The 24,118-nt window shown below is 37.0% G+C and carries 26 protein-coding genes, 1 tRNA gene and 1 riboswitch; of the genes, 9 read left to right on the top strand and 18 right to left on the bottom strand.

The window, feature by feature from the left end; genetic code table 11:
- Window positions 1-49: 49 nt before the first annotated feature.
- Window positions 50-1,066, bottom strand: coding sequence for a DUF3231 family protein (locus ACFSFW_RS06300; protein ID WP_388036220.1), 1,017 nt, complete (start codon window positions 1,064-1,066; stop codon window positions 50-52).
- A gap of 135 nt (window positions 1,067-1,201) precedes the next feature.
- Window positions 1,202-1,274, bottom strand: a tRNA-Val gene (locus ACFSFW_RS06295).
- Window positions 1,275-1,489: 215 nt separating this feature from the next.
- Window positions 1,490-1,640, top strand: a riboswitch (cyclic di-AMP (ydaO/yuaA leader).
- A 138-nt stretch (window positions 1,641-1,778) separates the two neighbouring features.
- Between ACFSFW_RS06295 and ACFSFW_RS06290 the strand changes: the two genes are divergently transcribed.
- The 5 genes from ACFSFW_RS06290 (at window position 1,779) to ACFSFW_RS06270 (ending at window position 5,659) form a co-directional block, all read left to right on the top strand.
- A complete protein-coding gene (locus tag ACFSFW_RS06290) occupies window positions 1,779-3,008 on the top strand; it encodes a dicarboxylate/amino acid:cation symporter (RefSeq protein WP_388036217.1) in 1,230 nt (409 codons plus the stop codon).
- 112 nt (window positions 3,009-3,120) lie between these two features.
- Window positions 3,121-3,846: an alpha/beta hydrolase gene (locus tag ACFSFW_RS06285; protein WP_388036214.1), complete on the top strand. Its 726-nt coding sequence runs from the start codon at window positions 3,121-3,123 to the stop codon at window positions 3,844-3,846.
- Window positions 3,847-3,960: 114 nt separating this feature from the next.
- Window positions 3,961-4,476, top strand: coding sequence for a YjcG family protein (locus ACFSFW_RS06280; protein ID WP_388036211.1), 516 nt, complete (start codon window positions 3,961-3,963; stop codon window positions 4,474-4,476).
- A 7-nt stretch (window positions 4,477-4,483) separates the two neighbouring features.
- Entirely contained in the window at window positions 4,484-4,906 is a 423-nt protein-coding gene (locus ACFSFW_RS06275) for a GNAT family N-acetyltransferase (protein WP_388036208.1), read from the top strand.
- 78 nt (window positions 4,907-4,984) lie between these two features.
- Window positions 4,985-5,659, top strand: coding sequence for a DUF421 domain-containing protein (locus tag ACFSFW_RS06270; protein ID WP_304212907.1), 675 nt, complete (start codon window positions 4,985-4,987; stop codon window positions 5,657-5,659).
- Between the two features lie 23 nt (window positions 5,660-5,682).
- Here the strand turns inward: ACFSFW_RS06270 and ACFSFW_RS06265 are convergent, their stop codons facing one another.
- From ACFSFW_RS06265 to ACFSFW_RS06235, 7 genes are all read right to left on the bottom strand, one after another.
- Complete coding sequence (locus ACFSFW_RS06265) at window positions 5,683-5,925, bottom strand: hypothetical protein (RefSeq protein ID WP_099354141.1); 243 nt, start codon at window positions 5,923-5,925, stop codon at window positions 5,683-5,685.
- A 140-nt stretch (window positions 5,926-6,065) separates the two neighbouring features.
- Entirely contained in the window at window positions 6,066-6,320 is a 255-nt protein-coding gene (gene spoVIF / locus ACFSFW_RS06260; RefSeq protein WP_099364870.1) for a sporulation-specific transcription regulator SpoVIF, read from the bottom strand.
- A gap of 142 nt (window positions 6,321-6,462) precedes the next feature.
- Window positions 6,463-6,594 carry a YjcZ family sporulation protein gene (locus tag ACFSFW_RS06255; RefSeq protein WP_099364869.1) on the bottom strand — a complete coding sequence of 44 codons (132 nt, stop codon included), beginning with the start codon at window positions 6,592-6,594 and terminating at the stop codon, window positions 6,463-6,465.
- 100 nt (window positions 6,595-6,694) lie between these two features.
- The gene (gene yjzK, locus ACFSFW_RS06250; protein ID WP_304212916.1) at window positions 6,695-6,922 is read right to left on the bottom strand and encodes a protein YjzK; all 228 of its coding nucleotides are present in this window, start codon (window positions 6,920-6,922) and stop codon (window positions 6,695-6,697) included.
- Window positions 6,923-6,989: 67 nt separating this feature from the next.
- Window positions 6,990-8,321, bottom strand: a complete 1,332-nt coding sequence (locus tag ACFSFW_RS06245) for a S8 family peptidase (protein WP_388036201.1) — start codon at window positions 8,319-8,321, stop codon at window positions 6,990-6,992.
- A gap of 185 nt (window positions 8,322-8,506) precedes the next feature.
- On the bottom strand, window positions 8,507-9,598 hold the full coding sequence (locus ACFSFW_RS06240) for a tetratricopeptide repeat-containing glycosyltransferase (protein WP_388036198.1): 1,092 nt from the start codon (window positions 9,596-9,598) through the stop codon (window positions 8,507-8,509).
- Entirely contained in the window at window positions 9,591-10,613 is a 1,023-nt protein-coding gene (locus ACFSFW_RS06235) for a glycosyltransferase (protein WP_388036195.1), read from the bottom strand. The genes ACFSFW_RS06240 and ACFSFW_RS06235 overlap by 8 nt, the downstream gene beginning before the upstream one ends.
- 174 nt (window positions 10,614-10,787) lie before the next feature.
- On the opposite strand from ACFSFW_RS06235, the gene ACFSFW_RS06230 reads away from it, so the two are divergent.
- Together ACFSFW_RS06230 and ACFSFW_RS06225 are read left to right on the top strand one after the other, a co-directional pair.
- The gene (locus ACFSFW_RS06230) at window positions 10,788-11,714 is read left to right on the top strand and encodes a glycosyltransferase (RefSeq protein WP_388036192.1); all 927 of its coding nucleotides are present in this window, start codon (window positions 10,788-10,790) and stop codon (window positions 11,712-11,714) included.
- Window positions 11,715-11,767: 53 nt separating this feature from the next.
- A complete protein-coding gene (locus tag ACFSFW_RS06225; protein ID WP_388036189.1) occupies window positions 11,768-12,352 on the top strand; it encodes a class I SAM-dependent methyltransferase in 585 nt (194 codons plus the stop codon).
- A 47-nt stretch (window positions 12,353-12,399) separates the two neighbouring features.
- Here the strand turns inward: ACFSFW_RS06225 and ACFSFW_RS06220 are convergent, their stop codons facing one another.
- The 4 genes from ACFSFW_RS06220 to ACFSFW_RS06205 form a co-directional block, all read right to left on the bottom strand.
- Window positions 12,400-13,350: a Gfo/Idh/MocA family protein gene (locus tag ACFSFW_RS06220; RefSeq protein WP_388036186.1), complete on the bottom strand. Its 951-nt coding sequence runs from the start codon at window positions 13,348-13,350 to the stop codon at window positions 12,400-12,402.
- The gene (locus ACFSFW_RS06215; protein ID WP_388036183.1) at window positions 13,347-14,453 is read right to left on the bottom strand and encodes a DegT/DnrJ/EryC1/StrS family aminotransferase; all 1,107 of its coding nucleotides are present in this window, start codon (window positions 14,451-14,453) and stop codon (window positions 13,347-13,349) included. The genes ACFSFW_RS06220 and ACFSFW_RS06215 overlap by 4 nt, the downstream gene beginning before the upstream one ends.
- Complete coding sequence (locus ACFSFW_RS06210) at window positions 14,450-15,163, bottom strand: DapH/DapD/GlmU-related protein (protein WP_388036180.1); 714 nt, start codon at window positions 15,161-15,163, stop codon at window positions 14,450-14,452. The genes ACFSFW_RS06215 and ACFSFW_RS06210 overlap by 4 nt, the downstream gene beginning before the upstream one ends.
- A 142-nt stretch (window positions 15,164-15,305) precedes the next feature.
- Window positions 15,306-16,289, bottom strand: coding sequence for a glycosyltransferase family protein (locus ACFSFW_RS06205; protein ID WP_388036177.1), 984 nt, complete (start codon window positions 16,287-16,289; stop codon window positions 15,306-15,308).
- A 201-nt stretch (window positions 16,290-16,490) separates the two neighbouring features.
- On the opposite strand from ACFSFW_RS06205, the gene ACFSFW_RS06200 reads away from it, so the two are divergent.
- Window positions 16,491-17,768: a nucleotide sugar dehydrogenase gene (locus ACFSFW_RS06200; RefSeq protein WP_388036174.1), complete on the top strand. Its 1,278-nt coding sequence runs from the start codon at window positions 16,491-16,493 to the stop codon at window positions 17,766-17,768.
- Window positions 17,769-17,821: 53 nt separating this feature from the next.
- On the opposite strand, the gene ACFSFW_RS06195 is transcribed toward ACFSFW_RS06200, so the two are convergent.
- The 4 genes from ACFSFW_RS06195 to ACFSFW_RS06180 all read right to left on the bottom strand — a co-directional run bounded on the left by ACFSFW_RS06195 (window position 17,822) and on the right by ACFSFW_RS06180 (window position 22,288).
- Entirely contained in the window at window positions 17,822-18,595 is a 774-nt protein-coding gene (locus ACFSFW_RS06195) for a collagen-like domain-containing protein (protein ID WP_388036172.1), read from the bottom strand.
- 222 nt (window positions 18,596-18,817) lie between these two features.
- Window positions 18,818-20,506 (bottom strand): hypothetical protein, encoded by a 1,689-nt coding sequence (locus ACFSFW_RS24235; RefSeq protein ID WP_417398460.1) that lies wholly within the window; start codon window positions 20,504-20,506, stop codon window positions 18,818-18,820.
- A 143-nt stretch (window positions 20,507-20,649) separates the two neighbouring features.
- A complete protein-coding gene (locus tag ACFSFW_RS06185; RefSeq protein WP_304212951.1) occupies window positions 20,650-21,750 on the bottom strand; it encodes a glycosyltransferase in 1,101 nt (366 codons plus the stop codon).
- 94 nt (window positions 21,751-21,844) lie between these two features.
- Complete coding sequence (locus ACFSFW_RS06180) at window positions 21,845-22,288, bottom strand: S-Ena type endospore appendage (protein ID WP_304212954.1); 444 nt, start codon at window positions 22,286-22,288, stop codon at window positions 21,845-21,847.
- A 226-nt stretch (window positions 22,289-22,514) separates the two neighbouring features.
- On the opposite strand from ACFSFW_RS06180, the gene ACFSFW_RS06175 reads away from it, so the two are divergent.
- Entirely contained in the window at window positions 22,515-23,486 is a 972-nt protein-coding gene (locus tag ACFSFW_RS06175; protein ID WP_388036167.1) for a BMQ_0737 family morphogenetic spore coat protein, read from the top strand.
- Window positions 23,487-23,786: 300 nt separating this feature from the next.
- On the opposite strand, the gene ACFSFW_RS06170 is transcribed toward ACFSFW_RS06175, so the two are convergent.
- The gene (locus ACFSFW_RS06170; protein ID WP_388036164.1) at window positions 23,787-24,107 is read right to left on the bottom strand and encodes a hypothetical protein; all 321 of its coding nucleotides are present in this window, start codon (window positions 24,105-24,107) and stop codon (window positions 23,787-23,789) included.
- Window positions 24,108-24,118: the final 11 nt, after the last annotated feature.

Raw genomic sequence — 24,118 nt, 5'->3', positions numbered from 1 at the left:
TCGGACACACTCTAAAAAAGACAAAGGGAAAAAAATTCCCTTTGTCTTTTTACCTTTCGGCCTTATTTTTTATCAGTTGTTCTCTGTCATCTGTTTGTGGAGGCTCCTCCAACCACCCATGTTTAATCATAATATTGGCCCCATCCTCAGCATACAATGAGATTTCTGGAATTAATGAGGCATATTTTAAACCTACATCTCTCCTAGGGCTAGCAGCCATGGCCATTCCAAAATTCCCAATACCCGCTGCAATCATTGCTGATACATGAAACATAATAAGTTTGTCAGAGAAAACACTCACTTTACTGTCAGTTACAGCTGAATCCCAGCTCATAGGAGTAGGAAGATCCTCTTTGATTAGAAAGTTACTAAATAGCTCTATATATTTTTGAGAAAGTTTCTTTCCTCTTATTAAAAATTGTTTTACATCCTTACCTTCCGTGATCTGTGCAAATCCTGTCATTAATACCTTGCCAATCGCATTGGTTTGCACATTTAAAAATAAATGACTAATTTCGACTGAAGTTAGGGCTCTCTTTTTTCCCATGAATCCAGCCAGAAAATGCTGTTTCTCTACAAAATCTACCTTGTCAGGAATAGAAATATAAGGAGGTCGTACATAAGTCCCTTGTTTTAACATCAATTCACGTGTTTGGTCTTGCAACTCAACCCCTAAATTTAATATACGTTTATGAAAAGCAACTACATCTGGACGTGTCGCAAGGCCAAGTGCCCCACTACTACCTGCCATTCCGAGAATGGACATTTGTCTTAAATACATTAATACGAAAGTATCAGAAAAAAGTCTTGGAGCTTTCACATTTACATCCTGCTCTGTAAATCCTAGCGGGATTGGAAAGTCCTCCTTTTCAAAGATATTACGTGCGATCGCAATATTTTCTTTAGAGGCTTTCAACGTCATGTCAATAATTGGGCGAACTTCCTCATCTTCTACTTTCTCTAAAAAATATGAGTTTACACATACAGATAACGTATCATTTATGTATTGTGTCCATAAGCTCGCCATCTCCGCTGCAGTTAAACGAATTTTGGATTTATCCTCCATGTAATCAACCGACCTCCTAGTCTAGACCTACCAAGGATAATTTCTCCAAAAAGCAAGAAAATTATTATACTATCCCCCAAAACCAGAAAAAAAGCAAAAAAAAATAGCACTTAAGTAATCTCAAGTGCTTCGTGATGATTCCGAGAGGGCTCGAACCTCCGACCCCTACCCTGTCAAGGTAGTGCTCTCCCAGCTGAGCTACGGAATCACTATATGAATAATTCATAATATACATTCGTTTCGAGCGTTTGTCAATTAAATTCTAGTAAATTTTATAAGGGTTACTATTTTTCTGAGGTTTGATGGTATTTGATGGTCACCTTTTTGTTATGAAAATATTAACATCGTAAAAAACGTAAATATATGTTATTATTGACATACATTCATTTTATTTGTATAAATATAATATCAAGGCAAAGTACAATTTAATAGTCGCTGAATTCCCATTTTTGGGAAACGGGGGAACCATAAACGTGCAAAAGGGCACACGGGGTGAATCCTTTTTTATAAAGGTAGGAGATACTCTTCATCCGAATCCGACAGCTAACCTCGTAAGCATTTGGAGAGAGCATTGTTGCGCAAATTTATCGATAAAGCCACGAGCCACACTCTCGTGGTTTTTTGTGTCTCCAAAAAATGCTATTCACCGCATTACACACCACCCTTTTGCTGCCCAAATTCACACTCGAATACATCTTAGAGGAGGTTTTTTATGTCATTAACTAAAAAGATTTTATTAGGTTTAGGTCTTGGTGCACTTGTAGGTCTTATCTTAAACGTAACGTCACCTTCCATTTTTGAAATTGCGAATACTTGGATTTTCGTTCCACTTGGTCAAATTTTCTTGAATTTAATTAAAATGCTTGTTGTTCCAATTGTCTTAGTTTCTATTACTCTAGGAGTTACAGGCCTTGGTGATCCAAAGAAGCTTGGAAGAATTGGTGCTAAAACGATAACTTATTTTTTAGCAACAACAACGATAGCGATTACAATTGCGATCGCTCTTGCTTCCATCTTTAAGCCTGGCGCTGGTGGAGCCTTTGATACGCAAGGGGCTACTTATGAAGGGGCAACTGAAGCTCCTCCATTTATGGAAACACTAATTGGAATTATCCCAACAAATCCATTTACGTCAATGACTGATGGAAATATGCTTCAAATTATTGCATTTGCTATTTTTATAGGTTTTGCTCTAACCGTGTTAGGCGAAAAAACGAAGGGTATTGTAAATTTATTTGAACAAGCAAATGAAGTGTTAATGTATCTTGTTAATCTTGTAATGAAGACGGCTCCATATGGTACGTTCGGCTTAATAGCGACTGCTATTGGTGGCCAAGGGTATGCTGCAATTAAAGCAATGCTTGCTTACTTCTTAATTGTACTTGCCGCTTTACTTGTTCACGCAGCCATTACTTATGGTGGTACGATTGCAGTATTGGCAAAACGAAACCCCATTGAGTTTTTCAAAGGTTTTGCACCTGCGATGACGGTTGCTTTTAGTACATCAAGTAGTAGTGCCACTCTTCCTGTATCTATGGATACTGCACAAAAAAATCTAAAGGTTCCTGAACCAATTAGTAGCTTTGTTCAACCATTAGGTGCGACTATCAATATGGACGGTACAGCTATTATGCAAGGTGTTGCCACCATCTTCATTGCACAGGTATACGGATTTGATCTAACTTTTACTCAAATTATTATGGTTATCCTAACAGCTGTGCTTGCAAGTGTAGGTACCGCTGGTGTTCCTGGTGTTGGTTTAATCATGCTTGCCATGGTTCTAAATCAAGTTGGTCTACCACCAGAAGGTATCGGTTTAATTATTGGTATTGATCGATTACTTGATATGACACGTACAGCTATTAATATAACAGGTGATGCAGCGTGTGCTGTATATGTTGCAGAATCTGAAAAGAAACATATGGATGAAGCAGCTGCTTAATGCGTAATATGTACCGAAAGCGACAGGAAGTTTTTCCTGTCGCTTTCCTATTTTTCAAGCGTTATAATAATGATGCAGATTAACTTAATCGATTGTTTGGAGGTTTAAAAAGATGACGATTAATAAAAGCACTGTTAGGGAAATGACTATACATAGTAAGCTTTTAAATGAAGAACTTGAGCTTATCGTTTATTTGCCTGCCACCTTTTCCCCTCTCTATAAATATAATGTTCTCATCGCTCAGGATGGGCGCGATTATTTTAATCTTGGCAGGGTTGCGAGAGTTGCGGATAAGCTGATTGAAACAGGTGAAATAAGCAATACCATAATTGTTGGTGTTCCTTATAAAAGCGTTGCAGACCGACGTAAGAAATATCACCCAGATGGGGAGCAGCATCATTTGTATAAGCGTTTCTTAGGGGAAGAGTTAGTACCATTTCTTGATCAGGAGTTCCCAACCTATCAGATGGGGCAAGGACGAGCATTAATTGGGGATTCACTGGCAGCGACTATATCACTACTGACAGCACTTGAATACCCTCATACTTTTGGAAAGGTGATCATGCAATCTCCCCTTGTAAATGATCATGTTCTGTTGGAGGTTGAACGTTTTGCAGACCCTCATCTCATTGACCTATATCATATAATCGGGACAGGTGAAACCGAAGTAAAAACAACAAAAGGTGATATTGAGGATTTTTTAACGCCAAACCGAAAACTAAACGAACTCATCGCGAGCAAAGGTTATCCATGTTTTTATGAAGAATTCAACGGTAACCATACGTGGAAGTTTTGGCAACCTGACTTACCAAGGGCCCTTTCAAAAATGCTCAATTAACTGTTTTTTATTCTATCATTTTCAAATATTTGTTATAATTATGTTATCATTTTTCGTAATACAACATTAGGTACTTTACGTTTTGAAATTTTATACTATAGGAGGGCAATACAAATGAAATATGGCATTGTTATCTTCCCATCCAAAAGTCTGCAAGACATCGCAAATTCATATCGTAAACGTTATGACCCGCATTATGCATTGATTCCACCACATATCACGGTAAAAAATGCATTCGAGGCATCCGATAATGAAATTGTGGATATTACAAGGGAATTAGCAGCGGTTACCAAACAGGTAAATCCATTTACATTAACTGTATTAAAGGTAAGTTCTTTTTCCCCAGTAAACAATGTAATTTATTTAAAAGTAGATCCTAATGAACAATTACAAAAACTACATAATGCACTTCACTCTGGTTATTTTGCAGGAGAACCTGAATATGCGTTTGTTCCACATATTACAATTGGGCAAAAGCTATCCAGCGATGAACATTCAGATGTGTATGGCCAATTACGTATGTTAAAAATGGAGCACGAAGAGCAAATTGACCGTATCCACCTCCTCTATCAGTTAGAAAATGGTTCTTGGACCGTTTATGAAACATTTCGTTTAGGAAAGGAAATTTAATTACACCATGGAAGCAAAAATTGTAACGAACAACAAAGAAAGAGACGATGCATATACGATTAGAAAAGTGGTTTTCGTCGATGAACAAAAGGTACCTCTTGAAGAAGAGATTGATCAATTTGAAGATGAAGCTACACATGTTGTCCTTTATGATCACAATGAACCTGTAGGAGCTGGACGTTTTCGTGTGCTTGACGAATACGGCAAAGTAGAACGCATTTGTGTTCTCGCTTCACACCGTAAAAAAGGAGCAGGAAATTTGATTATGCTTAAGATGGAGGACATTGCAAAAGAACGAGGCATTTCAAAATTAAAGCTTAATGCGCAAACACATGCAGAAAACTTCTATAAAAAGCTAGGTTATGAAACCGTATCAGGTCTATTTATGGTTGCTGGTATACCGCATGTCACAATGGTTAAAGAAATATAAGGATGTCTTTTATGACATCCTTTTTTCATGGATAAAAAAGGGTAAACCTGTTCACTCTACCATAGAGAGGTGAGCAACTTGGAATTTTTAAAAATTTCATTTGATTTAGTGGTTGGTCTGTTAGGATTACTCGTTCTTACAAAAATATTAGGTAAAACACAAATTACGCAAATTACACCTTTTGATTTTATCTCTGCATTAGTACTTGGTGAATTAGTTGGAAATGCCGTATATGATCAAAAAATTGGCGTATTGCAAATATTTTCTTCCATTATTGTATGGGGAGTATTAATTTATGTAATTGAATTAATAACACAGAAAATTCGAAGGACCAGGCCATTTCTTGAGGGAAAGCCAACAATTATTATTCATCAAGGAAAAATTATTAAAGAACATTTAAAGAAAAACAAACTTGATATCAACCAATTACAGCATCTTCTTCGGGCGAAGGATGTTTTTTCAATTAGAGAGGCCGAGTATGCGATTTTAGAAACAGATGGCTCAATTAGCGTCCTCAAGAAGTCTAAATATGAACCACCTACGCGCCAAGATTATAATATGGCGGAACAAAAGGTTCGTCTCCCTATTACATTAGTAAGTGATGGCATCTTAATTCAAGAAAATCTGAAGGAAAGTGGATTTACGGAAGACTGGCTACATTCGGAATTGAAAAGTCAGGGGGTAGCCACATATAAGGATTTACTTTATGCGGAATGGCATGAAGAGGAAGGCTTGTACGTTCAGGAATTTTAACCTTCCCTCTTTTTCTCTGTTTTTCATATAGACTCGTTGTAAAGCAACCCTTTGCCAGTATATTGAGAACGAATATTTTCAATATATTGGCTTTGTTTTTTCGTCATTGCTTTCCGTTCAACTTGGTGTAGATCATACGTACGCTGATTATTATTCAAAGACACTGGATTTACTTGATGTAGCCTCATAAGGTTTGTTTTATAAGTTGTAGTCCGGTGTACATATTGATTATATTGTTCATTGTTGATTGGTAATATATATCCCATATTTTGCCCTCCATTCCTTTTTTCTTTCGTTTTATGTATCGAGTATTTACATTATGTTAGTTATTAAAAATTTCGAAGCCTCCCCTGTATTTGTAAGGGTCGTATCAGAAAAGGCCTGGCAACTTGGCCAGACCACACGCTTACTTTTTATTGATCATTTTTGAAATGGTTCCAAAGTCCAGTTTTTCGTCACCGCTTACAATGCTTTTTACAATTTTATCTTCAAGCTGTTTGTTTACTGGCTTATTTGCAATTTTAGAAACCTTTTTAATTACAGCACGAACTGTTTTTTCATCCTTAAAATTCGCATTTTGCAAAGAGTTTGCTAATTGGAGTACCTCCTGCATATTTACGCCTGTTTTCTTTTCAATATTCTTAAAAAAGTTATTGTCCATTTCGAAGCCTCCTTACATTGTGTTATATCGTATGACCCCCGCCTAAAAGATGTGCGAGGTTGTTGAAAAAACTATTTTTTGTTATTAAATGGAGAAAGTACGAGCCGATTGACTCGTACTTCTACTTAGGGAAATGTTGTGATTAGTTATAGAAAGAAGCACCTACAATAATTAATAGGATGAATAATACTACGATTAATACAAATGTATTGCCGTAGCCTCCACCGCCATAACCGTAGCCGCCATATCCGCAACCACCGAATCCGTAACCCATATTTAGCACCTCCTCATTGAAAGAGTACATTATAAAATATGTTATGAAGTGTGATTTTGTGAGGACAGGAGCACAGGGCAAACGCGGAATTTCAGGGTACCTACCCCTCTAAGTTTTTATCCAACTCTTGTTGCTTTTTAGTAAACCATTGATCAAGCTTTTCCATTCTTGTTTCAAGCCCTTTTTCAAATTCTCCCGCCTGCTTATCTAACTCGTTTAATCCCTTTTCTGTTTCTGCAGACCATTTATCTAGTTTTGCTTTCGCTTCATCATGGTCTTTGTAGTAATCCGCAACAAAACGTTCGATCTCTTTTTCAAATTTGCTCAAAGCACAACACCTCCAAGTACTATATAAAATGATAAAAACAGGCTACCTGAGCCTGTTTTAGGTGAAGTTACTTGATTGAGTTTTGTGCATTAATATAGCCTGCACCATACGTGTTATAATCGATGCCCTTCCATTTGTCTGCGCCATTTAGTAAATCCTTTTTTATATCATCAGGAGTAAAGCTTTTATTCTGTATTTTCTTGTTTTCAATCATTAATGCTACTACACCAGCACAGAATGGGGTAGCCATCGAAGTACCAGATAAGGTGATATAATGTTCATCAACACGACTTGCTTTTTGGAACTTATCCAGATATGAGTTAGGAGATCGTAGTGAAACGATATTTACACCTGGAGCTACAATATCTGGCTTAAGAACATTATAGATTGTCGGTCCTCTACTTGAAAATTCTGCGATTGTATCATCTTCTCGCTCATCTAGTGTATTTTTATCATCGAGTGCTCCAACCGTAATAACTTTATCGCTAATCCCCGGACTTGCAATTGTATTAGGTTCATCGCCTTCATTTCCTGCTGCCACACATACGACGATTCCACTGTCCCATGCTTTCTCTACGACTTGTACCATTGGATCAGCATCTTCGTTATTTAGCCTCTGTGCAGTTGCACCAAGCGACATAGAGATAATATCGATTTTGGGTTTGCTCGGATCCTGATTATTTAGGATACACCACTCAACACCCTTCATTACTGTATCGAGTGAACCAGATCCTAGTTTATTTAATACTTTTACACCAACCACATTTGCTTTATGTGCAGGCGCCTTATATTTTCCTCCAGAAGCCATCCCATTGCCAGCTGCATCACCCGCACAATGGGTACCATGTCCATTATCATCATAAGGTTCCACCTGACCACTCACCAAATCTTCAAACCCGATAATTCTTCCTTCCAGATCTTGATGTGGATAGATTCCAGTATCGATAACCGCTACTGTTACACCTTCACCTGTTAGTTCTGTTCCATTTCGAACAATACCGTCTGCTCTACCCGCTGGAGTCGCAACATTTAGTAATGCTTTTACTTCTGAATTTAAATAGACTCGTTTTACATTTGTGCATGTTTGTAATAGTTCCTCTAAACCCGCTGCGGTAACCGTTGCTGAACAGCTTGGAATGGTTTTAAATTCATAGTTGAGTTTGCAGCCATAATGACGATTCATCACTGCTTTGACATTATCCTGAATTTCATTTTGATCTGTGTACTCGATAATGACATCAAACTTCCTTGTTTTCTTGATGATTTTTTCGAGTGTTTTGTGTAAAAAGCATGGTGTCCATTTAAATGGGCGATATAAATTCACTAGATTCTTCCTGAGATTTTTGTCCATTTTTGAACCATAGTTCCTTGTAAATTGAACCATTGAAAATCCAAACATCTCTCTCACCTCCAATTTTTTCCTATAGGATAAAATATGTAAGATGAGATTAAATTGGAGCGGTGTTTGTCCGAGGACAAGCGCCTTTTTTGTAAATAAAAGAGGCTGTTCGTCTGCACAGCCTCAACCTCATGTTAACTATTTACACAGATAATATTTGGGATGTAATTGAAGTAGATTTATCATTATCTTTCCATTGCATTTTTAATAAGATTGTAGTTATTTTGCAGCCTTACATTTTCCGGAGCCATTTCTAATGCTTTTTTTGAAAACTCGACCGACTTTTCAAGCATTCCTAAGTAATAACAACTTAAAGCCCCTAAGTCGTACAGTGTGTAATCCCAAGCAGAAGCTTCTGTTAAATATGTGGCTTTTTTAGTTGTAATCCTCAGACCATTTTCCACCATTGCATACACGAGTGGCCAATTCTTTTCGGAATGGGCTAACTTTGCCATTTCAACATATGGCTCTCTTAAATGAGGTGCTTCAGCAATCGCTTTATAAAACCATGATATTGCCTCTACAGTATTTCCTTTTTTCAAATGTCCTCTAGCTATAAATCTCATTGCTGCACTTCTTTGATCGTTCCAGGTAGCTTCTGGCTTGTTTAAGAATATTTCAAGGGTCTTCATACTTTCTTCCCATTTGTTATAGTACATGTACTCTCGACCTAAATAGAACAAATTCACTAGATAATCAGGATGTTCTTTTACTGACAACTCTAACAATGGGAGATATTGCCCTCGCGATTTCGTATTGTCCGGAAAATGATTTAATTGAATATTTCTTTCCCATACAATATTTTCTTCCCCTGGACCATAGTAGTACAATACTTCATGTACCGGATGTACCCATCTGTATCCATGTCTTCTATGAATTTTCCCTCTCCAAAAGGTAGAACCCCTTGAACCATCTGGATTGAATTTCCATGTATACATATAATTGATTCTCGTCGTTTTCTCCGTCCACGCTTTTTCAATTTCCCCTCTCCATCCTGGCTCAAAAACTTCATCTAAATCCGTACATACACAGACGTCTACATCCTCTGGTACAAAATTCAATGAAATATTTCGAGGAAGATCGAATCGCCAAGGGTCTATTTTGATGGAATATACCTGCGCCCCCCTAGCTTTTAGTTTTTCGACTGTTTTATCCGTGGAACCTGTATCTGCTACAACAATTACATCTGCTTCCTGCATGGAATCCATCCATTCATCTACAAATTGCTCCTCATTTTTACAGATTGCATATACTGCCACTCTTAATTTCTTATCCATTGCCAAAACCTTCCTTTTTAGCAAGCTCGAACAGATTTTCTTTCCACTTCTCAAAATCTTCATTCCATGCATGTTGGTTATAATGGTAATCTGTGATTTTTTGTTTAAGTTGTTCAGCTTCTTTAATCATCAAATATGCTTCTAGATTTCTTCCAAGCTGATGAAGAAACTTTGCTTTTTCAAACCGTATTTCCCGTCTGTATGGCAAGTGAGGGATAGCCTGATTTAGTTCAATTAATGCTAAATCATTTTTATTTTGTGACTTATAAATAATGTATTTTAATTTATGGAGATAGCCTTTATCACTATCTTCAATTTTAAGTGCCTCATCGGTAGCCCAAATGGCTTTATCATATTTACGTACTCTCAAATATTCCCCTGCAAGAAAACTCCATGATTTCCAAACATCCTTTCGTTCCTTAACGGATTGTTCTAAAAGTGGTAGATAACTGGATCTCGATTTTTCAGTATCTGGTTTTTGATAAATCCAGAAGTTATTTAACCGTTTGATTTTTTCTTCCCCGTTATACTCGAGAATTTCATGTACCGGAAGCTTCCATTGGTATCCTAAACGTTTATGAATTCGCTCATGCCAATGTTGGCTTCTACCACCACCTGGCCAAATCGTGCTAAATTTATGAAAGTATCTGGTAATCGCAGGATCATAGTTTTTGATGATGTGTTCCTTCCATCCCTCCATTAAATACTCATCTAAACCAAGTGCAATGCAAAGATCTATTTCGGAATTAATCAATGACAGTGCCGTATTGAAAGCATCATCAAAGCGCCAAGGTGAAACACAAATGTGATAAACAGATAATGGGACTTTTGGATTTTCTTTTCGGAATTCCTCAATTAATTCATTTGTTTTGTCAGTCGTACCTGTGTCACATAGTACGATTTCATCCGCATCTTTCACAGATTCTAAATATCTCTTAATAAACTTTTCTTCATTTTTAAAAATGCCGTAAACCGCAATTTTAGGGCGGGCCAAATCATTAGAACTAAGCGTCATTTTCTTACTCCTCTGCTGATTATTTCATGTAGGTTACCATCGCTTTAATGTTATTAAAGTATTCAAATGAGGAATTGTCGTGCTAGACTGTATACTCATTTTCACCTTATCATCCACACTTCGGTCCATCCTGCTACATACATATAATATGAATCTACGAAAGGCGGAAAGAAAATGATAAACTTACTCTTTATAACAACTGATCGTTCGCAACATATCGATAAATCACCCTATTATTTGTCTAAAGAGCTTGAAAAAATAACTAATTTAACAGTTTGGCATAATCCTGGAAATCTCCAAGATATCCTTTCACAGCTTTCTACTCGACCAGACTTCATTCTTTTATATGATCTTGATAAAATGACAGCCCCTAGAATTAGTGGCATAAAGAACGTTAACATCCCCTTCGGTCTTATGGTTGAAGATCCTGATAAAAATTCAGGAGCTCGCGGGAAGTTTATAATGGACAATAATATTCAGTATCTTTTTCCAGTTGTACGGGATTCTTTTCTAAGAAAATACCCTACCTTAAAAGATAGAATATATTGGCTTCCACATCATGCCTATACAGAAGTATTTAAAGACTACCAACTGCCAAAAACAATTGATTATTTGCTGATAGGAAAAATAGACCGATTATACCCATTGCGTCAAAAAATCCTTTCCACGATGCAAAACGAACCAGGATTCACATATTATAAACATCCAGGATACAGGTCGTTTTCACCTGCTGATGAAAAAAGAAGAGTTGTAGGTGAAAATTATGCAAAAAAAATTAACCAGGCAAAAATATTTTTCACATGTGATTCCATTTTGAAGTATCCAATTAAAAAGTATTTTGAGGTTCCCGCATGCCGAACTCTCTTAATGGCACCGACATCAAAAGAAATAGAAGATTTGGGATTTATCCCTGGTAAAAATTTTGTAGATATTAACGAAAATGACTTTTATGAAAAAGCTAAATACTATTTAACCCATGAGGAAGAACGTCAGAAAATTGCAGATGCTGGATATGAATTTATTCGAGAATATCATTCAACAAAAGCAAGGGCAGAGTTTTTAGTAGAAAAAATGAATGAAATAATCGAAAACCAGAAATAAAAAACGGAAGAAATTTTTAAGACGTTTTCATTGGAAGAAGGGAGTTTTATTTAATGGAAATTAATAAGGCAGAAAAAAATAAAGACTTTTATGATGAAGTGTATAAAAAGGGCGGAATGTATGCCAAACATTATCAGGCAAGTCCTTATTATAAAATCTGGAAGAAATCAATCGATTTACTTAAGGAAATTAAAAACCCAGACATTTTAGAAATTGGCTGTGGAGTAGGACAATTTGCAAATATGCTATTTGATCAAGGGTTTAAAGATTATAAAGGTTTCGATTATAGTGATGAAGCGATTAAATTAGCACAGCAAACGAATCCCCAAGAGCGTGAAAAGTTTCATGTAGATAGCGCATATACCTCTAAAATCTTTCAAGAGAATTATAATACCGTCATTATTTTTGAAGTTCTAGAACATCTAAAAGAAGATATGCTTGTTTTAAACAAAATCAAAAGTGGGGTTAATGTTATTTTCTCTGTACCAAACTTTGATTCCGCAAGTCATGTTAGATATTTTGTAGATAAAAATGAGATTGTTCAAAGGTATAATGAGATTGTTGAGATTCAGGACGTTTATGGTTACCCAATAAGTTCACGAAATGTCATATATTTAGGCTATGGCCGAAAAAAATAATATCATAAACAAAACACAACCAATTCCCTTAGAAATTGGTTGTGTTTTTAGTTGATTTTATTTTGCTTAAGAAGATATGCTTTAATTTTTAATGCAACATCTAACGCTGCTTCACCTTCCCCAAGGCTAACTTCTGGTCTTTTATTTTGCTGTATACATGCAACGAAGTGTTCTAATTCATTTAATAGAGGATCTGTATTCGGAATGGCAATTTTCTCGATAATAAAATCTGTAGGATATTTCCTCGGCTCATCAGGTTTATTTTTTAAGATAAGTTGTTGTCTTGTCACAAAATTCGTTTTTATCATACGTTCTTTTTCAGTAATGATTAATGTTCGTGCTTTTTCTTGTGATATATCACTTGCTACCAATGAAGCAACAACGCCATTTTCAAAGGTTAACAGTGCATTGACGTAGTCATAATGCCCCTTCTCTTTTAGACAGACCCCTGCAGCAGAAATGTCTGAAATTGGAGATTGAGCAAGACTAAGTACAATATCAATATCGTGAATCATGACATCTAAGACAACATCAACATCTTTGATTCTTCCCGAATATCCAATTCGCTTTGCCTCAATAAAAATAATGTCGGTTACTAATTCTCTCAATTGTGGTACCACTGGATTATACCTTTCTATATGCCCCACTTGTAAAATAATTTCCTTACCCTTTAGTGTATCTTTTAGTTTACTAGTTTCTTCAAGTGAAACAGCAATAGGTTTTTCGACTAGAACATGCTTATTTTGCTTTATTGCTTCTTCAGCTAAAATGAAATGAAATTTTGTAGGAGCAGCAATAATAACGGCATCAACATTTTGTAATAAGGCATGATAAGTTTCAAATGCTTTGACATTTATCTTATTTGCCATTGTACTTGCTTTTTCAAAATCTGGATCGAACACACCAATAAAATCAACACTATTTAATCCTTTTAATTTCTGACAGTGATAGGAGCCCATATTTCCTACACCCACCACTCCCATTTTTACAATTTTCATGATTGAACACCCTTAAATTCTTTTGCTGCAGATATAATATACTCCTGTTGTAATTCTGTCATCATCGGAAAAATAGGGAGTGCAAGAATCTCCTTCGCAACACTTTCACTTATTGGAAAATCCCCTTTTTGATAATTCAAGAACTGAAATGCTTGTTGTAAATGTAATGGAATTGGATAATAGATGGCTGATGCGATTCCTTTCTTTTCAAGGAATTTGCTTAACTCATCACGCTTCTCTGTTTGTATACAATATTGATGAAAAGTATGCGAGCGGTCTAGAATAGTTGGAGGAGTCTTAAACAATTTTGATAGTTCTGAAGTGTATTTATTTGCTATATCTCTTCTATTATCTAAGAAGTATTCAAGCATTTTTAATTTTTCGATCAATATGGCAGCCTGTATCTCATCTAACCGACTGTTGACTCCAATAAGAGAATGGACATAGCGCTCGGTACTACCATGATTACGTAGACAATTTAACTTCTCATATGCCTCCGTGTGATTCGTAACCACTATTCCAGCATCACCGAATGCACCAAGATTCTTAGATGGAAAAAATGAAAAACAGCCAATATCCCCGATTTGTCCAACCTTTTTCCCCTTATATACAGTTCCCATAGCTTGAGCAGCATCCTCAATTATTATTAATTGATGCTCCTTAGCAATTTTTAAAATCTGTTCCATTTCAGCCGATTTTCCAAATAAATGTACGACCATGATTGCTTTTGTCTTCTCAGTAATTGCTGCCTCGATTTTTGTAGGATCAATATTGTACGTCTCTGGTTCAATATCAACAAAAACGGGTGTTGCACCAACTCGTGTAATCATTTCTGCAGTAGCAAAAAAGGTAAATGGAGTGGTAATAACCTCATCTCCTTCTCCTATTTCCATTGCTTCTAATGCCAAAAGAAGAGCATCTGAGCCATTCGCTACTCCAACAGAGTATTTTGCATTGAGGTACTCAGATATCTGCTGTTCAAAATTCCTCCCTTTGTCGCCTAGAATATAAGAACCACTATCAATTACCTCATGCACAGATTTCTTTATCGAATTTCCCATTAATTTCAGTTCTTCGATTAAATCGACCATTGGTATATTCATTCTTCTATTCCCCCATTATGTTCCGTGCCTAATCTAGTAGCTGGAACACCTGCAACAATCAAGCCGTCTTGAATATCCTTTGTAACCACTGAACCAGCTCCAATAATGGCATGATTTCCAATTGTAACTCCAGGTAGCAAGGATGCATTATTGCCGATTTTTGCACCTTTTTTAATATGAGGACCTTTTAAAGTATAATCCTTTGCCCCCATGTATTTATCGTTCGACATCGAAACGCAGGGACCGATAAATACGTTGTCCTCAATGATTGTATCTCCCGTAACATAGGCCAGTGTTTGAATCGTACAATTTTCGCCTATTTTGGTGTTTAATTCTACAATAGCAGCCCTTCCAATTACTGAACCATTTCCAACACTAACATTTTCACGAATACTTGCATGATCACCGATAAAAACATGTTCATTTATTTCAGAGCATGTGTAAATGGAAACAAGATTACCAATTCTAACATTCGAGTGAATGGTTAATCGTTGTGGTATTTGATTTATTTTTCTCATCTTGGCGTTTCCACCCGGCCGAATACCTAGTACGCAATTTGCTCCGATTTTAACGTTATCTCCTATGGAAGTGCCTTCTAAAATAACAGTATTATGGCCAATTGATACATTTTCCCCGATTTTGACTCCTTCTTCAATAACCACTTGTCTTCCGATAACGGCACTATCCGGTATAAAACTTCCTTCAGTCATGTCATCCCTCTTTTCTTATAAGTCACTTATGTTCTCGCCAAAAGGAGCCTTTTGTTTCACGAATGTATTCCTTTTTATTCGTATGAAAATATACTAGAAAGGGTATGGACATTTGCTCGGTTATATTAAAAATAGGCCGAAACTATACATTCCGACCTTTTTCAATGTATTCTTTTATATAAGTGACTAGTTGTTGTGCCCGCATATCATTTGTATGGTGACTGTGAATAAAGTTAAATCCATTTTCAGTTATCTGTTGTCTCTCTTCCACATTATCCAAATAGTAAAGAGCTTTTTCGTAGAAATTGGATTTATCACATGCAACAAAATTTACACCGTCTTCAAATCCTAATTCTAAGATGTCAGGAACTGGTTCTGCCAAGAGCAAAGTATTACATGCAGGCGCCTCAAAAAATTTTAATACTGGATATTTTAATGAGGAACCACATGTAAAAAAGATTTTGGAACGACTTATTTCCTTTGCATAATTTTCATTAAGAAATGTACCCTCCTTTTGCCTACCTTGATGTCCTGGATGTGGGTGAAAAACAAACCCATCGATATCTCTCATTTTCACTAAAACTTCCTCCCGAAAAGGATATTCGCCTCTTCCAGTCTTTGTTAAATTTGGCTCCTTTCCCTCTCGGTCGTATACTGCACCCATTAAAAGGTAATCTATTTCTTTCTTTATTTGCCAATCTTTAAATACCTCCGGATTAACAGAAAATGGAACCCATCTAAATTTTTCCTTATATTCATGATAGGTTTTAAGAAAGGCACTTTTGGTGAGTGAAAAAATTAAATCGATCTTATTTTGTGCAAAGTACTTCCGTCTTGCCCCCGTATTGTAATGAATATCTATTACAAAGGCTCCTTTTGGAATGTCAATCTTATCTAGACCCGAAATGCTTGGCGCAAGTGCAGATCCCCATGCAATATCATAATGAATAATAAAATCTGGTCTAAAATTCAATCTGTCCATGATGTCGTTAATATGTCCATTTCGGTACCAATATCGAACTTCTGCATATTTTTCAAGTGCTTGAAGTGCCTCAAATTTCGGTATGTGTTTCGGGAACTTTTTCCAAAATTCTCTAACCAATACTAATATTTTTAGTTTTTCCAACAAATCACACCTCTTTGCTATTTTACGATACTTATAGAATATGACTCTTCCTACAATTTGGTATAGGACAATGGTGGATTATTAATATTTGTAATCATTACTATTAACCCCTGATAAATACACACACACTTTTCCCGTTGTATTCAGCATACTATGTTAAATAAAATTGCTTTATTAGAACAATGACAGAGGAGATGTATCATGAAAAAAGTGACTGTTGTAGGACTTGGGAAGATCGGACTACCTTTAGCAACAGTATTTGCAAATAGTGGTAGTTTTTTTGTTTACGGTGCGGATAAAAATGAAAATGTCATTAAACAAGTAAATTCAGGAATATCTCATATTAAAAATGAACCTGGAGTTCAGGAACTGTTAAGAAGTGCAAAGCAAAAGGGTTTGCTGAATTGTACAACGAATACAACTAAAGCCGTTAGTAACTCCGATGTAGTTGTTGTAATTGTTCCTGTACTACTAAACGACCAAAATGAAATAGATTATCAATACATTGATTCTGCCGTAGAAGATATCGGGAAAGGCATTCAAAAGAATACACTTGTTATTTTTGAAACTACTATTCCAACTGGTGACACAAGAAATAGATTTGGTAAAAAAATCGAGGAACTTTCCGGGTTTCAAATGGGGAAGGATTTTTATTTAGCATATAGTCCCGAAAGAGTTTATTCAAATCGTATTATTCAAGATCTTCAAACATACCCGAAGATTGTAAGTGGCTATAATGACAGAAGTTTAAAGATTGCTACGGAATTTTATAAAGAAGCAATAGGTTGTGACGTTTTACAAGTAAGCTCTTTAGAAACAGCAGAGTTTACAAAAGTTGCTGAGGCTACTTATCGTGATGTCAATATAGCGTTAGCAAATGAATTAGCTGTTTTTGGAGAAAAATATGGAGTAAATATAAAAGAAGTTATTAAAGCTGCAAACAGTGAACCATTTTCCAATATTCATAACCCAGGTGTTGGTGTTGGTGGGCATTGCATTCCTGTTTACCCCTATTTTTTTATTAACAAAGGTTTAGACAAAGGCTTAGTTACTCTTTCAAGAGAAATGAACGATAACATGGCAGCATATGCAGTTACTAAAATAGAGAATATCCATACCTCTTTAAAACATTCAAAAATATTAATTTTGGGCTTATCATTTCGAGAAAACGTTAAAGAGGCAACAAGATCTTCTACCCAACTACTTATTAATGAACTAAAAAAGAGGGAAGCAACTGTTTTTGTTGATGACCCTTATTTTACGGCTAACGAAATTTCAAAATATGAGGTTATTCCCTTTTCTAAAGAAGCGATTGAACAAATTGAAATAGTCGTTATCCAGGCTTTTCACAGTGAATACATGAGTATTAATTTTGCAGAATTCACAAATTGTAAATTAATTTTGGATGGACGAAATGTATTAAGTAAAGAAGAAATTGAGAAGCTGGGGATTAGATATGTAGGGATAGGAACTAGCTAATTTTTCATTCATAAAAATAGAGCTGAAATCAGCTCTATTTTTATTTAAAGAGATTAATCATCCCCTTGATTTTCAAGAATTATTCTTTGAATGAAACAAGAAGATATAAAAGCATCTCCGCTTGGTCTTGAGAAACGTACAATACCTTCTCCTACGTCTTCTACTGTTGCATTAGTAAAGCTTTGTAGTTCTTGGCCAACAGTACCGATAGTAAATTCTTGACTTTCCCCTTCAAAATCTGCAAAATAAGCTGTAACTGAATCCTCACAGCAATTACAGGAACCTGTGTTATCTACTGGATCTTGGAGTGTTACCTCGACACTTGAATCATCTGGCTCGAAAGCAACAATATGGCAAATTGGAATAACTTCAGAACCAGATGAGGTTGTAAAGTTTAGTAAGAAATCCTTCGAAAAAGTGTTAGGTGATGCAACAATCGTTCCATTAATTGTATCATCAGTAGTGTAGAGCGTACCGCTTTCTCCTTGAAGTTGATTTAATACATTCTTCATCGGTTCTACACAGCAATCGCAATCAGAATCTGATTCTGGACCGGTTGGACCTCTTGCTCCGGTCGGACCTGTTGCTCCTGTTGGTCCAGTTGCACCGGTAGCACCTGGTGTTCCCATTTCTCCTGTTGGTCCCGTTGGACCGGTTGGGCCTGTCGGACCTATTTCCCCAGTTCTGCCTGGAAACCCTGTAGGGCCAGTCGGTCCCGTTGGTCCTGCTGGACCGGTTGGACCACGTTTACCTTTTGGACCTCTTAGACCACTTGCACAGCATTTTGAACATTCACATTCATCATCATGAAAACGAATTCCTGACATTATGTCACCTCTGTCAACAAAATTTTGGATCTTTATATTGTATTAAATCCCTATATTCGCTGACTCAGCACATGTCCCTAGTTATATATCTTTCTATTTTAAAAAATATAAAAGGCATAGAGACAAGCTCTATGCCTTTAATGCATCAAATACTAATTTAGTTAGTTAACCTTTAAATGGAGTTTTATTGTCTTAATTCATTCACGATAATCTAGTAGAGCATTACGGATTAACAAAGGCGATGTTACAAGTTGTGATTGCATTTTGTCCACCTTGGTTAACGATACCTACATATATTTCATCGGCATCAATTATACCTGTAAATGTTGCTCCACCTGTATTTATAGATACGTTTTCCCCATCCAATTCAGATAAAGCTTCCCTGATTGCAGATTCACAAATTCCTTCACAAGATTCATCAGTTGGTTCAGGTAAATGAGTAAGGAATGTTAATCCTAGATTTGCAAAGGTATTATTTCCAGTCAGGCTTAACACAGCTATTTCACAAATATCTACAATTAATCCATTAGACATTACAACAACTCCAGGTGTCAATGTAGGATCAGCTAAAGAATTTGGAATAAGTCGAACTGGAACAACATTTCCTGAACTACCATCAGCAATTGTCCGTATATTAACAACAATGTCAGTTTCATTAGGATCATTATTATTCTCTACAATTTGCTCCAAAAGGTGTACGATTTGTTGAGTACAAGTACAACCTACAGGTTCACATTCACATTCTCCTGTTGGACCTGTCGGACCTCTTTCACCCGTTGGACCTGTTGGACCTGTTGCGCCTGTCGCTCCTGTTGGACCCGTTGGACCTGTTGGGCCTGTTGGACCTGTCGCTCCCGTTGCTCCTGTTGCTCCTGTTGCTCCTGTTGCTCCTGTTGCTCCTGTTGCTCCTCTTGCTCCGGTTGGACCTGTTGGACCTGTTGGACCTGTTGGACCTGTTGGACCTGTCGGTCCCGTTGCTCCTGTCGCACCCGTTGCTCCTGTCGCACCTGTTGCTCCTGTCGCTCCTCTTGCTCCGGTTGGACCTGTTGGACCTGTTGGACCTGTTGGACCTGTTGGACCTGTTGGACCTGTTGGACCTGTTGGACCTGTCGGTCCCGTTGCTCCTGTCGCACCCGTTGCTCCTGTCGCACCCGTTGCTCCTGTCGCACCTGTTGCTCCTGTCGCTCCTCTTGCTCCGGTTGGACCTGTTGGGCCTGTTGGACCTGTTGGACCTGTTGCTCCTGTTGCTCCTGTTGCTCCTGTTGCTCCTGTTGCTCCTGTTGCACCAGTCGCTCCTCTTGCTCCTGTTGGGCCTGTTGGACCTGTTGGGCCTGTTGGACCTGTTGCTCCTGTTGCTCCTGTTGCTCCTGTTGCTCCTGTTGCTCCTGTTGCACCAGTCGCTCCTCTTGCTCCTGTTGGGCCTGTTGGACCTGTTGGACCTGTCGGTCCCGTTGCTCCTGTCGCACCTGTTGCTCCTGTCGCTCCTCTTGCTCCGGTTGGACCTGTTGGGCCTGTTGGGCCTGTTGGGCCTGTTGGACCTGTCGCTCCCGTTGCTCCTGTTGCTCCTGTTGCACCTCTTGCTCCGGTTGGACCTGTTGGACCTGTTGGACCTGTCGCTCCTGTTGCACCTGTTGCACCTGTTGCACCTCTTGCTCCGGTTGGACCTGTTGGACCTGTTGGACCTGTTGGACCTGTTGGACCTGTTGGACCTGTTGGACCTGTCGCTCCCGTTGCTCCTGTTGCTCCTGTCGCCCCTGTTGCTCCTCTTGCTCCGGTTGCGCCCGTCGGACCGGTTGCTCCAGGAGGTCCCGTTGGACCTGTTGGACCACGTTTGCCTCTCGGACCACTTATACAACATTTTGAACACATACAATCATCATCGTGATCATGATGGAATCTAATTCCTGACAATTTATATTCACCTCTTTCAAATAGTTTCCTTATAATCTATTGAAAAAGGCTCAAGCTTGTATCGGCGTTCATCCAATCTATAGAAAAATGTACGATTGTCATATCTATAAAACAATTAATAAATCAAAGGCATAAGTTTATGCCTATGCCTTCACGTTACTGTCATCTTGTTTAATTGATAATTTCATTTCTAATAGCTTTTTGTTATTAATAACACTCTCATCTTCAGGACGATATTTCCTCGCGATTTCATTATGATAATATGCTTTTTCATATTCGCCCAAGTAGTAGTAACAAACACAAAGATTTAAGTGCGGTACCCAAGTCGTATATGCCTCATTAAAAAAACCCCAATTATCCTCTGGTCTCTCATAATTGATAGCTGTATCATACCAAAACTTTGCAGCTTGATATTTTTTCTTACTTCTCAGCAAATATCCTAATTTACAACTGATCTCCGGACGTGGCACATCATATTCAAATGATTTATAAAGAGCTTCTTTTTGTTTTACCGTATTACCTAATTTCCCATAACAATCCGCTAATCTTCCACATGCCGCGATTTTATCCTCTACCCAACCTGCATTCATATTTAGAAAGATTAAATAGTTTTCAATCGCTTTTTCTGTAAGTCCATTTTCATCAAGCTCATTTGCATAGTAATAATAATCGCGTGGACTAAATGTATCCCCACGGTTAATTCTATTTTCATATATCGCTAAATTTCTTCCTGTAGAATGATGAACTCTTTTGTGGGAAACACAAATATCAGTATCAAGAATTTTCCCATCTACTTGTAAATACACGTGACAATCCCCATACCATTGAAAGTTTCTACTTCTTTTTACCAGCCGGTTTCTTCGAAAACTCAAAGTTACGTTTCCGTACTTATCGAACCCATAATTATAAATCATTGAAACAGAATCAACAGATGGATCTAAATTTTTCTTTAGTTCTAATAATTTTTTCTGATCTTCCTCAAATAAAACATCATCAGCATCTAACCATAATATATAGTCCTTTTTCGCGTGGCTAAAAGAATAGTTACGTGCTGGAGCAAAATCGCCTATCCATTCAAAGTCATAAATTTTATCCGTAAATTCCTGAGCGATCTCCTTCGAACGATCTGTTGAACCAGTATCCACAATTATGATTTCATCGGCAATATCTTTAACAGAATTAAGACAATTCCATAAGGTTGCCTCTTCATTTTTCACAATCATACATAAACTAATCGTGATCAAAAATTATACCTCCTAACATAAATAGTCTTTTAATCTGTTATCATAAAAAATAGACGGGTATGATTTATACAAACCAATACCCGTATAATTAAAATTAGTGACAGCCGCAATCCTCGTGTTCATGAGAATCACATTTTACCTGATAGCGTGGAGTAATACAGATCTTTCCTGAGCAGAAATCGTCATCACCATTAGGAACAGAGCCTGCTACACTTGGACAAGTAACTTGGATTCTATTAAAGTTTGCTGCTGTGAACGTCATACAGCCTCCTCCAGAAACCGTAAATGGCCCTGCAACTGGAGCACTGTCTTTGAGAAACCTTACTTGTACACTGCTCTCCCCATCACAATTTACTGAAATAAATCCTGAAGCAAATACATGCACACCTGCTGCAACATAGACATCTCGCGTTTGACCTGGTGGAACACACCATTCACAGCAAATTTTGTCTTTGACAAAATCGCAGGATTCCTTTTTGAAATCCTTATGTTTTCCACAGCAATCATTGCAATCACAAAAATCATGACATCTTTTCACTGTTTGCACCTCCTGCATAATTTAATCCATATATTTGTATTTCTACTTTGCATGTTTTGAAACGGCTTATTTACTATATTTGCTAATAAAAGATTAATTTTATCAAATGACTGATATATTAAAATACTTGTTAATATAAATACAGTTGAATCTTTTGCCTAGTACAAATAATAATCATTGACCATATACTAAAAAGACCATTCTGTACGAAAGGAGGTAGCAATACTTGCAGCTCACAGAACTAACAAGTGAACATAAGCACTGTATCCGAACAAAAAAAATATTTGACTGGGTGAATCGAATTGTTCATATAAAGGAAAAAGAGGTTATCTCATTCCCTTCAAAAAAGGATAAATTCAAAGATTGTATCTGCTGTGATTTTAAAATTAAATGTAATTCAAACTCCAGAACACTTCTTTGGAAAGGGTACGGGATTGATCATGTTACAGCAACAGTTAAGATAAAGTTGACCTCCTCTTGTGGGTGTAAATTAGACATTTTTGTTAACGGAGAAAAAATTAATTCCATTTGTGAAGGCCAATCCTTTTGTGGAACAATTGGGCAGGTTAAGCACATCGAGATTCAATGTAATGGAAAGCACTCCGGAAGTTGTTGCTGTGGAGAATTTGAATTGAATATCCACTACTCTTTTGAAGAAGAACCATGTAACGTGGAAATAAAAGATGCAATATGCTTCCTATCTGATAAAAATGGAAATCCACTGGACCCGTATGATCCCAATTCCATTAATTGTGAAGAACAAACCGAGGAATACCCTAGGGAAAACGTCAAAGTGACACTTCAAAACGGTAAAAAGGTTACCTTGCAAAAAGTCACCGTTTTGAAATCAGGTTTTATAACAGTAAAATTCTTAAATTCGAAAAATAAAGTTTGCATGGTATGTACCTTTCCTTTTCTAGAATATGAAACATTTCATCTCTGTGCACCAGAAGGAACAACTCTTAAATGTAAAATAACTGACTTTGAATGTAAGGTAAAGATACTTCCACAATTCAACAAGCATTCTAATTGTGTCAAAATCCAAATCTTTATCCAAATTTGCCAAAGTATTCAAGTAATTGGAGAAGTAAAGGTGGAAGTATTTGCAGCTTTATGTAATCCTAGAGAAGAAATAAAGGATACAACTATTTGTCCACCTCCTGAGATACCAGGAGATTGTCCATTAGTTCCTACTTAAAAAAGGAGTTTCGAAACTCCTTTTTTTGTTATGAATACATTGTTTCAGCTCACCTTATAACAAGATAAACCTCTCATCATATTATAATTCTGATGAGAGGTTTCCCATTTTATTTACGTACTTTCTTACACCCACAGCCACCAGACTTCTTCTTAGCAGGTTTACTTTTATTAGAGGAAGAAAATACTTTTACAGTGTCTGAAGGTTGGTTCTTTTTATAATTGTCCATGTTAATTCCTCCATAGATTGGTATAGTGTTAGTATATGTCCCGTCAGACCATAATGTTTTCCACGTTCTGCTTATTTTTTATTGCTTTCATGGATGAGATTACTAAAAAACCACCCATTTTCAACACTCTCTGTTTCTGGATTCACCGGACGTTTCTGGATTTTATTGTTCGGTTCAGCTGGTCGCTTTTGTGTTGATTCGCGGATATTAGATGATACAAACTGTTTTTTAAGTAGCTCATTTTCAGATCGTAATTGATTAATTTGTTCCCTCAATTTTTGATTTTCGAAAAGTAATTTGTCCTTTTGGGTGGATTTATATTTGGATAGCTCCGCCTGTAAATGAATAATTTTTTGCTGTAGGATCACAGGATTACTAGAAATTCGGTTCATTTTTTGCCCCT

This window comes from Ferdinandcohnia salidurans (assembly GCF_042680725.1).
Taxonomy (GTDB): Bacteria; Bacillota; Bacilli; order Bacillales; family Bacillaceae_L; genus Ferdinandcohnia; species Ferdinandcohnia salidurans.
The sequence above is the reverse complement of the archived record's forward strand: the minus strand, read 5'-3'. Positions and strand labels throughout refer to the sequence as shown.

Bases quoted from the DNA above. Each gene is read 5' to 3' on its own strand.
- ACFSFW_RS06300 (WP_388036220.1), bottom strand. From the start codon at position 1,066: ATGGAGGATAAATCCAAAATTCGTTTAACTGCAGCGGAGATGGCGAGC.
- ACFSFW_RS06290 (WP_388036217.1), top strand. From the start codon at position 1,779: ATGTCATTAACTAAAAAGATTTTATTAGGTTTAGGTCTTGGTGCACTT.
- ACFSFW_RS06285 (WP_388036214.1), top strand. From the start codon at position 3,121: ATGACGATTAATAAAAGCACTGTTAGGGAAATGACTATACATAGTAAG.
- ACFSFW_RS06280 (WP_388036211.1), top strand. From the start codon at position 3,961: ATGAAATATGGCATTGTTATCTTCCCATCCAAAAGTCTGCAAGACATC.
- ACFSFW_RS06275 (WP_388036208.1), top strand. From the start codon at position 4,484: ATGGAAGCAAAAATTGTAACGAACAACAAAGAAAGAGACGATGCATAT.
- ACFSFW_RS06265 (WP_099354141.1), bottom strand. From the start codon at position 5,925: ATGGGATATATATTACCAATCAACAATGAACAATATAATCAATATGTA.
- spoVIF (WP_099364870.1), bottom strand. From the start codon at position 6,320: ATGGACAATAACTTTTTTAAGAATATTGAAAAGAAAACAGGCGTAAAT.
- ACFSFW_RS06255 (WP_099364869.1), bottom strand. From the start codon at position 6,594: ATGGGTTACGGATTCGGTGGTTGCGGATATGGCGGCTACGGTTATGGC.
- ACFSFW_RS06245 (WP_388036201.1), bottom strand. From the start codon at position 8,321: ATGTTTGGATTTTCAATGGTTCAATTTACAAGGAACTATGGTTCAAAA.
- ACFSFW_RS06240 (WP_388036198.1), bottom strand. From the start codon at position 9,598: ATGGATAAGAAATTAAGAGTGGCAGTATATGCAATCTGTAAAAATGAG.
- ACFSFW_RS06235 (WP_388036195.1), bottom strand. From the start codon at position 10,613: ATGACGCTTAGTTCTAATGATTTGGCCCGCCCTAAAATTGCGGTTTAC.
- ACFSFW_RS06230 (WP_388036192.1), top strand. From the start codon at position 10,788: ATGATAAACTTACTCTTTATAACAACTGATCGTTCGCAACATATCGAT.
- ACFSFW_RS06225 (WP_388036189.1), top strand. From the start codon at position 11,768: ATGGAAATTAATAAGGCAGAAAAAAATAAAGACTTTTATGATGAAGTG.
- ACFSFW_RS06220 (WP_388036186.1), bottom strand. From the start codon at position 13,350: ATGAAAATTGTAAAAATGGGAGTGGTGGGTGTAGGAAATATGGGCTCC.
- ACFSFW_RS06215 (WP_388036183.1), bottom strand. From the start codon at position 14,453: ATGAATATACCAATGGTCGATTTAATCGAAGAACTGAAATTAATGGGA.
- ACFSFW_RS06210 (WP_388036180.1), bottom strand. From the start codon at position 15,163: ATGACTGAAGGAAGTTTTATACCGGATAGTGCCGTTATCGGAAGACAA.
- ACFSFW_RS06200 (WP_388036174.1), top strand. From the start codon at position 16,491: ATGAAAAAAGTGACTGTTGTAGGACTTGGGAAGATCGGACTACCTTTA.
- ACFSFW_RS06195 (WP_388036172.1), bottom strand. From the start codon at position 18,595: ATGTCAGGAATTCGTTTTCATGATGATGAATGTGAATGTTCAAAATGC.
- ACFSFW_RS06170 (WP_388036164.1), bottom strand. From the start codon at position 24,107: ATGAACCGAATTTCTAGTAATCCTGTGATCCTACAGCAAAAAATTATT.